This window comes from Ensifer adhaerens (assembly GCF_000697965.2).
GTDB classification, from domain to species: domain Bacteria; phylum Pseudomonadota; class Alphaproteobacteria; order Rhizobiales; family Rhizobiaceae; genus Ensifer; species Ensifer adhaerens.
On sequence record NZ_CP015880.1, the window covers coordinates 1,896,590 to 1,910,201 of the forward strand.

11 protein-coding genes are annotated in these 13,612 nt (G+C 64.9%); 2 read left to right on the forward strand and 9 right to left on the reverse strand.

Going from position 1 to position 13,612, the window contains the following annotated elements; all coding sequences use genetic code 11:
- Positions 1-54: 54 nt before the first annotated feature.
- Both FA04_RS09090 and FA04_RS09095 read right to left on the reverse strand, forming a co-directional pair.
- Entirely contained in the window at positions 55-1,128 is a 1,074-nt protein-coding gene (locus tag FA04_RS09090) for a cyclic nucleotide-gated ion channel (RefSeq protein ID WP_034788119.1), read from the reverse strand.
- Positions 1,129-1,258: 130 nt separating this feature from the next.
- Positions 1,259-1,669: a GFA family protein gene (locus FA04_RS09095; RefSeq protein ID WP_051659123.1), complete on the reverse strand. Its 411-nt coding sequence runs from the start codon at positions 1,667-1,669 to the stop codon at positions 1,259-1,261.
- 180 nt (positions 1,670-1,849) lie between these two features.
- Between FA04_RS09095 and FA04_RS09100 the strand changes: the two genes are divergently transcribed.
- Together FA04_RS09100 and FA04_RS09105 are read left to right on the forward strand one after the other, a co-directional pair.
- Positions 1,850-2,266 carry a nuclear transport factor 2 family protein gene (locus FA04_RS09100; RefSeq protein ID WP_034788108.1) on the forward strand — a complete coding sequence of 139 codons (417 nt, stop codon included), beginning with the start codon at positions 1,850-1,852 and terminating at the stop codon, positions 2,264-2,266.
- 120 nt (positions 2,267-2,386) lie between these two features.
- Positions 2,387-3,796, forward strand: a complete 1,410-nt coding sequence (locus tag FA04_RS09105) for an adenylate/guanylate cyclase domain-containing protein (RefSeq protein WP_034788105.1) — start codon at positions 2,387-2,389, stop codon at positions 3,794-3,796.
- Between the two features lie 41 nt (positions 3,797-3,837).
- On the opposite strand, the gene FA04_RS09110 is transcribed toward FA04_RS09105, so the two are convergent.
- The 7 genes from FA04_RS09110 to FA04_RS09140 all read right to left on the reverse strand — a co-directional run bounded on the left by FA04_RS09110 (position 3,838) and on the right by FA04_RS09140 (position 13,566).
- A complete protein-coding gene (locus tag FA04_RS09110) occupies positions 3,838-5,595 on the reverse strand; it encodes an adenylate/guanylate cyclase domain-containing protein (RefSeq protein WP_034788102.1) in 1,758 nt (585 codons plus the stop codon).
- 171 nt (positions 5,596-5,766) lie between these two features.
- Positions 5,767-6,528 carry an MBL fold metallo-hydrolase gene (locus FA04_RS09115; protein ID WP_034788518.1) on the reverse strand — a complete coding sequence of 254 codons (762 nt, stop codon included), beginning with the start codon at positions 6,526-6,528 and terminating at the stop codon, positions 5,767-5,769.
- Positions 6,529-6,684: 156 nt separating this feature from the next.
- Positions 6,685-8,241 (reverse strand): caspase family protein, encoded by a 1,557-nt coding sequence (locus FA04_RS09120; protein WP_051659122.1) that lies wholly within the window; start codon positions 8,239-8,241, stop codon positions 6,685-6,687.
- Between the two features lie 314 nt (positions 8,242-8,555).
- The gene (locus FA04_RS09125) at positions 8,556-8,834 is read right to left on the reverse strand and encodes a hypothetical protein (RefSeq protein ID WP_034788099.1); all 279 of its coding nucleotides are present in this window, start codon (positions 8,832-8,834) and stop codon (positions 8,556-8,558) included.
- A 168-nt stretch (positions 8,835-9,002) separates the two neighbouring features.
- Positions 9,003-11,804 (reverse strand): mechanosensitive ion channel family protein, encoded by a 2,802-nt coding sequence (locus FA04_RS09130; RefSeq protein WP_082572758.1) that lies wholly within the window; start codon positions 11,802-11,804, stop codon positions 9,003-9,005.
- 126 nt (positions 11,805-11,930) lie between these two features.
- On the reverse strand, positions 11,931-12,491 hold the full coding sequence (locus tag FA04_RS09135) for a DUF924 family protein (RefSeq protein WP_034788096.1): 561 nt from the start codon (positions 12,489-12,491) through the stop codon (positions 11,931-11,933).
- Positions 12,492-12,582: 91 nt separating this feature from the next.
- On the reverse strand, positions 12,583-13,566 hold the full coding sequence (locus FA04_RS09140) for a FecCD family ABC transporter permease (RefSeq protein ID WP_034788510.1): 984 nt from the start codon (positions 13,564-13,566) through the stop codon (positions 12,583-12,585).
- Between the last annotated feature and the right edge of the window lie 46 nt (positions 13,567-13,612).

The window sequence follows — 13,612 nt, forward strand, 5'->3', positions numbered from 1 at the left end:
AACGAGACCGGCGTGCCGGCTTGAGACGTCCGGCCGCCGTGACGCCGGCTTTTCTCATGCCTCCGGGGCTCGGCCACGCCGCGTCTCGGCGGTCCGGCGGATGACCTCGGCGATCTCCGGATTGCTGCTCGACAGCATCTGGAAATCCTCCGAATAGAGCGACAGCAAAGAGACTTCTGTGGCAGCCGTGACGGTCGCAGAGCGCGGCTCACCCGATATCAGCGCCATCTCGCCGAAGAAGCTGCCGGGGCCGAGCTCGACCGGCGTCGGTGACGGCGTTGCAATCGTCACGCGCCCCTCGACGATGAAGTACATCTGGTCGCCCGGCTCGCCCTTGCGGCAGATGATGCTACCTGCCGGCACCGCCCGCGGCCGCAATGCCCTGACGATCTCGACGAAGGCGGCCGAGCCGAGCTTTTCGAACAGCGGCACCGCCGCGACCAGCTGCCAGTTGCGCACGAAATCCTGGCGGCGCACTTCTTCGAAAAACCCGGTGGCGAGAATGCCAGCCCAGAGCGCAAAGATGCCGATACCGCTCATCATCACCAGACCGGCAAGCACCCGGCCGGCCAGCGTCTGCGGGATCTCGTCGCCATAGCCGGTGGTCGACAGCGTCACCACCGCCCACCACATGGCCTGCGGAATGCTGCCAAACTTGTCCGGCTGGATGTCGCGCTCGATCAGATAGGCGACCAGCGATGCGCCGAAGAGCACGATGCCGAAGAGCGAGGTGACGCCGACGAGATTGGGCGCGGCGCGCGCCACCACCCGGCCGAGCAGCCGGAAGAAGGTGGAATGGCGCAAGGGCTTCAAGAGCCAGACTCCGCAATAAAGGCTCTGGTCGCGCGGATCGGCGAACAGGAAGGCGGCCAGCGGAACGACGACGGCCACCATATCAATGACGAGATGCGGCATCAGCGCGCGACGATCCGCCGTGGGCCAGGCGGCGAGCGTATCGGCCAGCTGCAGCACATAGAAAAGCCAGAGGCCGCCAAGCACCAGCTCCAGCGAGAGCCGCGCCGTCGCGCCGATATTGCGCGTGGTCAGCGCCGCGACGGCGGCAAGGCCGAGCGCTGCCAGCAGTCCGTTGAGCGGCGTGGAAATTCGTAAGGAAGGCCGTGCCGACATTCACTCCCCCAGCGTCCGCTCGCCGACGACGCCTCGGCCGGACGGGGGCGGCAACGCTTTGATCTAAAGCACAATTCACTGCATGAATCGATGCTCATTTAAGGGGATTCGAATTTGTAGCGAAACAGGCCTAGTAGCGGGTGTCGGACGGCTCCTCGTCGCCTGTGCGTTCGCGATCTTCCTGGTACTGCGCGGCACCCTCCACTGGCCGCAGCCAAGGCTCCCGGCGCTTGACCCAGAGTTCGTAGCTCGGCTTCAGCGTCGTCGGCGCCTGGGACAGGATGCCGAGCTTGACCTCCGCCTCGCGCGCGTCGACTGAAAAGACACGCGAGCCGCAATGCGAACAGAAGCACCGGCCCTGGAAATCCGAAATTTCGCCCGAATATTCAAACTGTTCCGCGGGCCAGATGCCATAGAAGGTGAAGGCGGATCCGCTCTCCTTGCGGCAGTCCATGCAATGGCAGATGCCGACCCGGATCGGTTCGCCGCGCACCGAGAGCGCGACCCGACCGCAAAGGCATTTTCCCGATAGCGCCGTCATGTTCCTACCCCCTGTCCCAACCGTGATGCCAGACCAGGGAAACGACGTGGTCGGTTGTTCGGTTCCCACGCTTGTTGCCGGCATCAAGATGCGCTCTGAGATCGCCTGAACCCGACTGTCTTGGCGGAACCTTTCGCGGTTTGACGCCTTCTGCCGGTATGCCAAACGGAGGTACGAACCATGGCACATGCCGACGAACAGGAGATTATCGACCTCGAACAGGAATTCTGGCGAACCATTCTGGAGAAGGACACCGAGGCATCCGTGGCCATGCTGCCCGAACGCTCGATTGTCGTCGGCGCGCAAGGCGCAGCGGTGCTCACGCCGGACGACTATCGCAGAATGGCAGAACAGGCCGAGCGTTCCTGGAAGCTCAAGTCGTTCCGCCTCGACGACGTCAGCGTGGTCTTTCCGCGCGAGGACGTCGCCGTCATCGCCTATACGGTGACGGAAGAGATGGATGTGGACGGGCAGCCTTTGACACTGAAAGCCGCCGACGCCACCACCTGGATACGCGAGAACAGCGGTTGGCAGGCCTGTCTGCACACGGAGTCCGTGCTTGGCGATCCCTTCGGTCGCGACCGCAAGGTAGCCTGAGGAGTGCTGGCGAGGTAGAGCGTAGCGAATGACGGGAAGGCGGTCGGCCGCTTTCCCCTCGACCAATCCTCACCGATAAACCGTCTGCCCCGGCGCCCGTTTTCGGTGTAGGATGCCGGCATGAGTGAAGCCCAGCCTCTGTTCGATATGCTGCGCCAGACCGTGCAGCCTGAAATCGCCGGCGTATTGGAGCGATTTGTCCGGGAAGCGCCGGACCGCAAACTCGGCCGCATCAACGCACTCGCCTTTGCCGCCGAGCACGGGCTCGACGAGGAGAAGGCGATCGCCGCCTTCCTGCATGCTTCCCGCCTCGGGCTTTTCGAGCTTTCCTGGAATGTGCTTTGCCCCGGCTGCGGCGGCGTACTCGATGCCAACACCTCGCTGAAGACCGTGCAGAGCGACACCTATACCTGCTCTCTCTGCGCCGCCGGCTATGAGCCGACGCTGGACGAGATGGTGGAGGTGACCTTCACCGTGAACCCGCGCATACGCCACATCGAGGCCCACAGCCCGCATGAACTGACGCCGCTCGAATATTTCCGGCAGATCTACTGGGGCTCCGGCATTGAGTTGCCCGAGGAGGGCTACGAGGCCCAGGTCGACGATTTCATGATCGAGGCACTGGAATTGCCGCCCGGCGAAAAGGCGGTGATCTCGCTGCAGATGCCGGCGGAATTCATCATCATCTTCGAGCCGGTGACCCATGCTGCGCAGTTCATCGACGTCAAGGGCGAGCCGACCAAGGAGCGGCGCACGCTGTCGCTCGTCTTCGACCGCGGCCATCGCCACGACGAAGCGCTGACCATGCAACCCGGTCCCTTGCGCATCCAGGTGGAAAACCACACGGATGTCCGCACCCTGCCCTCGGTCTGCATCGCCAACGACGCGCTGCACGATATCCTCGGCCGCCGCCGGCCGTTCCTGACCGCCAAGCGGCTGCTCTCCAACCAGACCTTCCGCGACATCTACCGCACCGACACGATCGACGTAGACCAGCGGCTGAAGATCACCAGCCTCACCTTTCTCTTCTCCGACCTGCGCGGCTCGACCGAGCTCTACGAGCGGGTCGGCGACCTCGCCGCCTTCGATCTGGTGAAGACCCATTTTAGTGTCGTCAACGAGATCGTCGCGGCGGAGGCCGGCGCGGTGGTCAAGACGATCGGCGACGCCGTCATGGCCACCTTCCCGACGCCGGACCGGGCGGTTGCGGCCGCCATGCGCATGCGAGACGCCATGCGACAGCTGAACGAGGACCGCGGCTCGGAAGACCTGCTGCTGAAAATCGGCATCCACGAGGGACCGTGCATCGCCGTCAGCCTCAACGAGCGGCAGGACTATTTCGGCCAGACGGTCAACATCGCCTCTCGGGTCCAACACCTCGCCAGCTCGCGCGAAATCTTTGCGACCGGTTCGGTGCTCGACGATCCTCGCGCCTCGAGCCTGCTCAGCGATCGCGGCCTCAACCCGCAATCGCACAATGTCGCGCTCAGAGGCATCACGAACGAGATCAGCATTTTCTCGATCCCGTGAGGCTGGCCGGGAACGGAACGCCCATATCCCGCGAGTGGCGATCAGCGTTCGGGCAAGCCGGCTTGCCGTAGCGCCTCGGCCATCTGATGCTGCCACTGCGGTATCCTCTGAAACCAGGGCAGTGCCCGATACCGCTCGATCGTGAACCCCGGCTCTGCTGCCAGCAGCTTCTGCGCCGCCCATCGGGCGGTCTCCATGTCCCCGGTCATCGCCGACCAGGCCGCGAGGTGGCGATAGGACCAGGTCACGTCAGGATAGTTGTTGACGACGTCCTGGGCGATCGCGATGGCTTCGGAGAGAGCCCCTTGCATGGCCATGGAAAAAGCCATCCCCAGTTTCATGTTGAATGCGAGCGGGTCTCTCGGGCTCAGCGTCATCCCACGCCGGAACCGCTCCGTTGCGCGTGCGGGATCGTCCGTGAAGATCGCGATCCAGCCGAGCCGAGCCCATGCCCAGGCATTGTTCGGATCAAGCGCCAGCGCCTTTTCGATAAAGGTGGCGGCGCGATCCTGATCGCCGCAGATGCTCATTGCCGCGCCAGCCGCAGTCAAAGCGGTCGGATCGTCGCTGATCGAGCCTGCACCTTCGATCGCTGAACGCGCCTGATCCAGTTCCTGCTCCGGCCGGTCGGTCCATAGGTAGGAGGCGCTCGAGGCATGGCACCACGCCAGAAGCGCATGCGCGCGGCCGTAGCCGGGATCGACCAGGATCGCCTGCCGAAGCAGTTCGATCGCCTGGTTGTTGCTATCCCTGCGGCGCCCCCATAGATTGGGGAAGGCGCGCATGACGAAATCATAGGCGCGCAGACTGGCCGGCGGCTTGCGCTTGGCAAGCTCGATCTCGGCATCGCGGATGGCCGGATGAATGGCGCCTGCCACCTGCGCGGCGATCCGATCCTGGAACTCGAAAATATCCTCGATTGCGCCCTCGTAGCGATCCGACCAGGATTGGGTCCGCGTCTCGGCGTCGACCAGTTGCACGGAAATGCGCAGCCGGTCGCCACCGCGGCGCACGGTGCCTTCAACCACATAGGTGACACCGAGCTCCCTGCCGACGTCACGCACGTCGACGAAGCGCCCCTTGTAGGTGAAGGCGGACTGGCGCGCGATGACGAAGAAATCCCGGACGCGCGAGAGCGCTGCAGTGATCTCCTCCACGACACCGTCGACGAAGTACTCGTCGCCTGGACCGCTCAGATTGTCGAAGGGCATGACGACGAGCGACGGCTGGTCCTTGCTGCGACCGGCCAGCGGCGCCCCGTTGAGGACGCCACCTCCGACAGCGATCTCGTCTTGCCAGTCGACCCGGAAAACCAGAATGGGCCGGGGGATGTTCTTCAGGTTCCGCTCTCCGAGGCTGGTCAGCGCGAAGGGCACCTTGCCGTCGAGATGTTCGCGCACCGCCCCGGAAATACAGATGCCCGACGGGACGGCGATCTCCTGCAGGCGCGCGGCGATATTGACTCCGTCGCCAAGCAGATCGTCTCCCGACACGACGATGTCGCCGAGATTGACACCGATGCGAAACTGCAGGTGACGTTCGGGGGGCAGTTCCTGCGCATCGAGAAGACCGCGCTGGATTTCCACCGCGCAGCGGACGGCCTGAACAGCGCTTGGAAACTCGGCGACGAGACCATCGCCGGCACTGCCGAAGATGCGGCCGCCATGGTCATCCACCAATTCGGCAATCCGCCCCCGGCAAAGGTCGAGCGCGCGAAGCGTGTTCTCTTCGTCGAGCGCTGCGAGGCGACTGAAGCCGGCGACATCGGCCGCAAGGATGGCTGCGAGCTTTCGATCCACAACGGTGACCGCTCCTGCGGCGGAGGATTTCGTTGTGTTTAATATGCGCGAATTTTCGAATATTCACAGATACCTGTGGCAAGCGAGAGCGGATCAAGACCGCAGCCGGTCAAGAAGGGCCCCCGGCAGCCGTGCCGCGTAACAGCTTGTCTGCTGCGACCTGTCGGCCGCCTAGACCACGGGCGGTATCAAGGTCAACACGTCGCCATCATCCGGAATGAGCAGCCTGGGCAAGGCGATGCCGTGGGCGCTGGCGGCGGCGCGGAGATCACCTCGGCTGACCGTCGCATGGTCGAGCGCCTCCATGTGCGTTGCAACCACGATGCTCTTCTTGGAGGCCTCGCAGACCGCGATCGTCTGCGCCGCATCCATCACGATCAGGGCGCCGTCCCAGCGTGCGCCGCAGGAATGGGTGACGATCACATCCGGCTTCGTATCGTGGATGGTCTTTTCGATGGCCGGATAGAGCACCGTGTCGCCGGCCCAGTAAACCGTCGGCTCGCCCTTGGCCTCAAGGCTGAAACCCATGACCGGCCCCATGTCCTGAACGACAGGACCAAGGCCGTGGCTGCCGTCACGTCGGGTGAGCTTCAGGCCCTGCCACTGCGCCTTGCCGAGAAGGGGCGTGACGTCGCGAAAACCAGCGCCACGGATCGCCTCCTCGTCGCCCGGCTGGCAGAAGATCGGCAGCCCCTTCGGCAAGCGATGCTTGGCGGTGTCGTCGAAGTGGTCCTCGTGCAGATGCGAGATAATGACGAGTTCGACCCCGGCAAGAATGGTATCGGTGTCGAACGGCAGCCCGACCAGCGGATTGGGCGCCCGCCCCGCAAAGGACGGCAGGCTGTCCTTCGGCCCGAGAAAGGGATCGATCAGCACCGTGTGACCGGCATAGTCGAGCTTGAGTGTCGCATTGCGGATAAGCTGGAGCTTCATGGGGTGTCCTCCCTTGCCGGAACCGGCCTTGACCATCGCGGCGATCCTTGCGCATGCGGCAGCGAAATCAAGCCCTGAAATGACGCGCGAGGGTTGAGAAACGCCGCCGCCCTTCACGCCAACCCCGTTCGATGGCGCCAGCATGCGCTGTCCGCTTTACCGCCAGCCGCAATCCCACGGCTGGCCCCTTGCGGTGCGATGACAGGCAAAGGCCCGGCCGCAGGAATGGGTGGCGGAAATCGTCATGCGGCCCCGGCCCGAGCCGCGGGCAAACATCTGCCGGAACGCGACATCGGCATTTGCGGGGCAATTGGCAAAGCTCTTTTTCTGCAGTTCGGCCGGTGGGCTGATCGCGCGGGTGCCGGTGTTTTTCTGCGGTGCCTTGATCGTGCCTTGCGTCTCGCCTGGTTGCGGTAGCTTCGCCTCGCGCCGGATCGTGACGCAGCGCCCGTCCTTCGCCTCTTCGTTACGGCCGCAAGCAAGCGGGCAGATCCGCACCTTCTCCGACTTCAGGCGACCGAGCACGTCGCTGGAGGGTTCGAGCGTCGCAAGGTCGACCTTTGCGAACTTGCCGAAAGCTTCGAGCGCCTTGCGACTGCCGGCACCCCAGACGCCATCCTCGCTGCCGGCGCGACAGCCCAGCCGGTTGAGCTCAACCTGTACGGAACGGGCCAATGTCGTGTCGTCGGCATTGGGCGCGGCCAGCGCCGGATCGATGGCCGCCACGGCCTGGCCACCCGATCCGCCGGGCACGCCTTCGGATGTAGGCACTGAAGCCCGCTCGATGATCTTGATCTTTGCCTTGGCGAGCGATGCGAACGCACCGTCGGGATATTGCTGCAGATAGGCGTCGAAGAGGTCGCGGTCGGTCGCATCCTTGATCGTTTCCCAATAGGCAAGCTCGGCGGCCTCACCCGTCGCGGGCGCCTCGGCCGGCGCCGGCTTGCCGTCAACGGCGGGCTTCAGCACCACTTCGCCGGTCAGCGAGGAATTGTCCCAGGGCACCTGCTTGCCGCCGGTTGCCGCCAGCACGTCGCGGCGCACGTCGATCAGTTCGCGGGTGATGTCGCGCCCCGGCTGGCCGAGATGTTTCAAGAGCGCCGATGTGAACGGCGAATTGCGCCCCGATCCGTCGAGGGCAACATTGCCGGGCTGGGTGGAGAAAGCGATCAGCGTGCCGATGCCGGTGCCGACCTTGGCCAGGCCGCGGCCGACCGAGGCGGAGCGCGTGCCCATCGAGCGGGCGAGATTGACCGCTAGCGGATTGTCGCGGCAGGCGTCGAGCAGGATGATATTGACCCGCGTACTGCGCTCCATCGCCGGCAGGATCAGGTTCATCGGCACTGCCTCGAATTCGAGATCGACAGAGGAAGCGAGCGTGGCATCGACGGGGGCGAGATAGTTTTCGCCGTTCACCTGCAGGCCGTGGCCGGCATAGAAGAACAGCGCGAGGTCGGCGCCGTCGAGCCGGCCGACGAAGTCCCGCACCGCCCGGCGCACACCCGAGAGGTCGAGATCAGCGCCGGTCACCACCTCGAAGCCCAGCCCTTCGAGCTTTGCCGCCATGTCGCGCGCGTCATTGCCGGGATTGGGCAAGGTGGCCACATGCTGATAGGCGGAATTGCCGATGACCAGCGCCACACGCTTTTCGGCCAGCGCCTCCGATGCGAAAAGCACCAGCAGAACGGACAAGGCGATGCGAAGGAATGGCATGGCTCCCCCCGGCAATGCGCGGATGATCGCGACCACGCGCGTCACCCCAACGCCCAAGCGTGCTACCGGCAATGCAGCCTGTCAATGCAAGGAGAGTGTCCGGCAGGCCCGACGCGGGCTTGCCCGCCCGAACGAATGAGAGCTTCGGCGCCCTCGCCCATCCCTTGGGATTAGGCTTCGAGCGAAGAGAGCACCGCGACCGTTACTAAAGGGGCTGCCGGCGCCATCAGCGACGGCACCTGCCGACCTATCGAGCGAATGGAGTGCCGCCCGACAGCGGCGCGCCTGCCGCACCGCCGTCGCGGAATGAAAGGTTACTTGACGACGACGTTGCCGTTGACGATCTCGACGTTCTCGTCGCCCTGCAGGCCGATGCGGTCACCGCTCGGCGCGGTGACGAAACAGCCGCTGGGGCAGATCATTTCGGTCGCTCCGGATGCGATCGCCACTTCCACACGGCTTTCACCCTCGACGACGATCAGAACGGCGGTCTCGCTGTCCTTGTTCGTGACAGTCGCGGCACTGGCAGCACCGGCCATCGGCGCGCCTGCCATCAGCAAACCGGAAAGCAAAGCAATCACAAATTTCTTCATCGCCCATCGACGCCAGACGCGCCGCCCTCTTGCCGAGCCGGCCGCCCCGTCGGTTACGCGACGCTGCGCCGGCCACCTCTTCAGCCGATGACCAGCGTAGTCGGTCACCAGAAGAATTGCATGCTTTTTATGGCAGGCCGGCTGAATAGTGGCTGAACGGTCCGTTTATCAGCGGTTTGGGTTTGCCCGGCGGCTGGCGCTCCGGCGGCTGCTTGCCCCCTCCACTTCGCGCTCCTCATCGAGCGGCGCCGCAGCGGCAGTTTTCTTGTCCGAAGCGGCAGACTTGGCTGCGGCCCTTTCCTCGGCGGAGGTGGCGCCCTTCGGCTCGCCGACCTCTTCCGGGTGGTGGCTTTCGATGCCGGTCTGGTCCTCGACCGGCACGTCCTCGATCTTGACCGGGAACGGCGCACCGATGCCCTCGTCGCGGAAGCGTTCGTAGATCGAGACACGCAGGTCGTTGCGCACGCCGCCGCCGGTCAGGACGTCGGCCACGTAGATGCGCAATTCGAAGGTCATGCGGTCATCGCCAAAGGCGGTGAAGCCGACGCTCGGCGACGGGTTCTTCAAGACCATGGGATGGGCGGCCGCGATCTCGGCGAGCAGCTCCATGATCCGGCGCGGCTCGCTGGCATAGGTGACGGTGATGGCGATTTCGGAGCGGCCGAGCTTGTTGCGGTGCGTCCAGTTGCCGACCGAGGCGTTGATGAGCAGCGAGTTCGGCATCATGATCGACTGGTGCTGGAAGGTCTCGATCTCGGTCGCGCGGACAGAGATGCGCTTGACGAAACCTTCGGTCGTGCCGCTGACGATCCAATCCCCCACTTTGAACGGGCGCTCGACGAGCAGGATGAGCCCCGAAACGAAGTTCGAGACGATGTTCTGCAGGCCGAAACCGACACCGAGCGAGAGAGCACCGGCAACGAGCGCGAGGTTGGAGAGGTCGATGCCGGCCGCCGACAGGCCGATCAGCCCCGCAAGCCCGACGCCGGTATAGCCGATGCCGGTGCGGATCGAGTTGCGCACGCCCGCATCGACCCGGCTGCGTGCCATGATGTTGCCGTCGATCCAGCGCTGCACGAAACGGGTGACGGCGTAGCCGAGCGCGAAGAACAGGATGCCGGCGAGGATGCCAACCAGCGAAATCGTGATCGAGCCGATCTTGATCTCGGTCACCATCCGGTAGGCCCAGGACTCGATGTCGGCGACCTGGAAGCCCCACTGCAAGAGGATCAGCGGGATGAAGAACATCACGACCAGCGCGTAGATGCTGAGGCCCGCGGCAAGGCCGATCTGGTCGAGCGCCACCTGTTCGAGATTATAGCGCCGCTCGAGATAACGCCCGGCGGCGGTCTCCGCAAAGGCGCCCTGCTTGGCAACCGCCCGGCCGGTGAGGATGCCGATATACATCGTGACAAGGATCGCGCCCGTAATGATGATCTGCGTGGCGATGAAGCGGGCAAGACCGACATAGCCCGACACAGCGGCAATGATGAGCAAGGCGCCGGTCGCGAGCAGCGCGAAAGACACCACCCGCGGCCAGGCGCGGCCATGGGCGTCGAAGGATTCATCCTTCCTGAGCGTCGGCTTGATCCAGGCCGAAGCCATGATGATCAGGCCGATGACGATGGAGGCAATGTAGCTCTTGACGACGGTCAGGACGACAGGCGAACCGAGCGCCTCGCTGACGCCGCCGAAGAGGTAGTCGAGGCCGTTGACCAGCGCCATGGCGAAGATCGCGATCATCAGCATCCGCGCGCCGCGATCGGAAACCCGGACGAGCCGCCAGCGCGAATCGCGCGGCGACAACACGGCCTGAGCGAGCCTCGTCACGAAGAAGACGACGACGGCGACCCCGAGCGTGATTGCAATGATCGGTGCGATATCGGAACGCAGCACGTTGAAGCCGCGCAGGAACAGGAAGCTCGAGACCGCGAAGGCTGCCGACGCGATGGTCGGGATCAGTGTCGACCAGAATGCGACGGAGAGCCGCCGGAAGTAGCTCGGCTCCTCATCGGTAATGTCATGCTCGATCAGCGGGCGAAAGAGCCTGCGGCTGCCGGAAAGGAACACGAGCGCCGCCAGCAGCGACAGGAATAGCGCCGTCAGGAGCGGCACGCGCTTGTAGTTCCAGGCAAAGCTCAGCCAGCTCCCGACGCTGCGCGACAGCACCCGGGTCTCGTCCGCCGTCGCCGTCAGCGCGTCGTCGAACATTCCGGTCGACACTTCGGTATTCTTCAGGAGCGTATTGGAAAACAGCGCGCGCCTTGTCGCGGTAATGGCGTTGGACAGCTTCGTCGCCTGCACCGACAGGCCTTCGGCCTCGCCGGTCAGCGCGTTGATCGCGCCGCGCTCGGCCATCAGCCGCTTGCGCTCGGCGGTCACGATGTCGGCTTCCGGCGGCTGTCCCTCGGCCGGCGGATCGCCAAGTTCGGTCAACCGCGCCTTGATCTCGTCGAGGCGCGGGCGGGTCGAGACCGAGACGCCGATGATCTGCTTGGCGAGCGCATCTACCTGCACCTTCAGTTCGGCAAGCGCTATGTCGTCGTCCTTGGCCTTCGCGACCTGGTCCGTCAGCCTATTCAGTTCCACGCCGGCCTTGGCAAGCTGCTCCGCCGTCTGGTTTTCGGCCGGCGGCGTCGCCTCGGCCTGAGCGGCATCCTGCGCCGGGGCCGGCGTGCCCTGTGCCGGTTGGGTTGCGGTTGCCGCCGGTGCGGCGGAATCCGGCGTCGTGCCGGCAGCAGCTGGCTGAGCGCCCTCCTCGGTCACCGGCTTGCCAGCCGGCTGAGAGGGGGTCTGGGTCGATTGCGCTGGCTGCGCGGACGGCCCCGACTTCTGACCCGGCTGGGCTCCATTCTGCGCGGTCGCCTGTGTCGGCTGCGCCGCCTTCTGGGCCATGACCGGGCCGCCCACGGCAAGCGCCAGCAGGCAGACGAGAATGGCGGGCAGTTTTCCGACAGAACGCAATTTCATGATCCTTGCAGATTGAGACCGTGGTCCGGAATCGCTCCGGCCGTCTTCACGTTTCGATGTGAATACGAAAGACGGCGGAAAGATGCAAAGAACGGCGATAAATCCCCGTCAGCGCCCGCTTTCCCGTTAAAAACCGGCGCCGGGCTGCGCCAGATAGGCAAGTTCGGCCTCCGTCGACGGCCGCGCCAGGAAGGCGTTGCGATGCGGGAAACGACCGAACTGCTCGATCACCTCGCGGTGCCGTATGGCATAGTCGAGATAATCGGCATCGCCGAGCTCGGTAAAGAGCTTCACCGACATGGTCTGGTCGGTAAGGTTTTCCGAATGCTCGAAGGGCAGATAGACGAAGGCGCGCCATTCCGGCTTGATCGCCATGTCGGCACCGGCGCCAACGGCGAGCTTGGCCTCGTGCAGTGCCAGGCAATCGGTGGCAAAGGCGAGCGGCGTGCCGCGAAACATGTTGCGCGGCATCTGGTCCAAAAGCACGATCGCCGCCAGCCGGTTTTCCGGGCTCGCGCGCCAGATCTCGTCGACACCACGCGCCAGCGCCAGGTGCGACGCCTGGAAGCGGCGGATACAGGCCTGGTCGAGTTCGTGGCTCGTCCCGAACCAGTCGTCATAGGTGAGTTCGCCAAACCAGAAATTCAGAACGTCCTGCGGCGTGCAGATGTCAGCTTCGTTCGCCATATGCTCCTCATGCGGGCCAATCGCCGATCCCTCGGCTGCGCTAACACATAGGCCGGAACCGGCCCTTGTCCATAACGTGTTCCTACCCGCCTTACGCGCGTCGCTTCAGGATGGCAATGAAGGCGATGCCGCCGACGAGCCCGGTGACGACGCCGATCGGCATGTCCTCCGGCGCCATGATGACGCGGGCGGCCAGATCCGCAAGGATGAGCGTCAGCGCCCCGAAGAAGGCCGAGAGCGGAATGACCCGCACGTTGTCGCTGCCGGCCAGAAGCCGCACGAAATGCGGCACCATCAGCCCGACGAAACCGATCGCGCCGGAAAAGGCGACCATCACCCCGGTCAAAAGTGCGGTGACGACGAACAGCGTCAGCCGGAAGCGGCGCACGGGAATGCCGAGCGTCATCGCGGTTTCGTCGCCCATGGCGAGCGCATTGATTTCGCGCGCCCGGATCATCAGCCAGCCGAGGGACGCGAAAAGCACCACGCCGGGATAGACGAGCTGCGACCATTGCGCCAGGCCAAGACCGCCGAGCATCCAGAAGATGACCGTATGGGTCGCCCTCGGGTCCCCAAGGAAAATCATGAGGTTGCCGACGGATGTCAAGACGAAGGCGACCGCGACGCCGGCCAGCACGAGACGGTCGGCGCTGCTCCCGAGCACGCGGGAGACGAAGGCGACGAGCACGGTTGCGAGCAGCGCGCCGGCAAAGGCAAAGAGCGGCACCGTGGCAAGACCGAGGATCATGCCGGTGTGCAGCAGCGCCACGATCGCGCCGAGCGCGCCGCCGGAGGAAACGCCGAGCAGATGCGGATCGGCAAGTGGATTGCGCGTGACCGCCTGCAGCACGGCGCCAGTCAGCCCCAGCCCGGCGCCGACGAGGCCCGCCAGCATGACGCGCGGCAGGCGCACGTCCCAGACGATGCTCTCGCGCCCCGCCGACCAGAAAGCCTCGACGCTGCCCAGAGAAATCTTGCTGGCGATGATCGACCAGACGGTCGCAACCGGGATCGGCGCCGAGCCGAGCGATACGCCGGCCGTGACGGTCAAGGCCAGCAGCAAAAGCGCCGCCATGAGACCGGCACCCGCCTTCAGCGCCCGTGCCGGCGCTAGGCGTGAA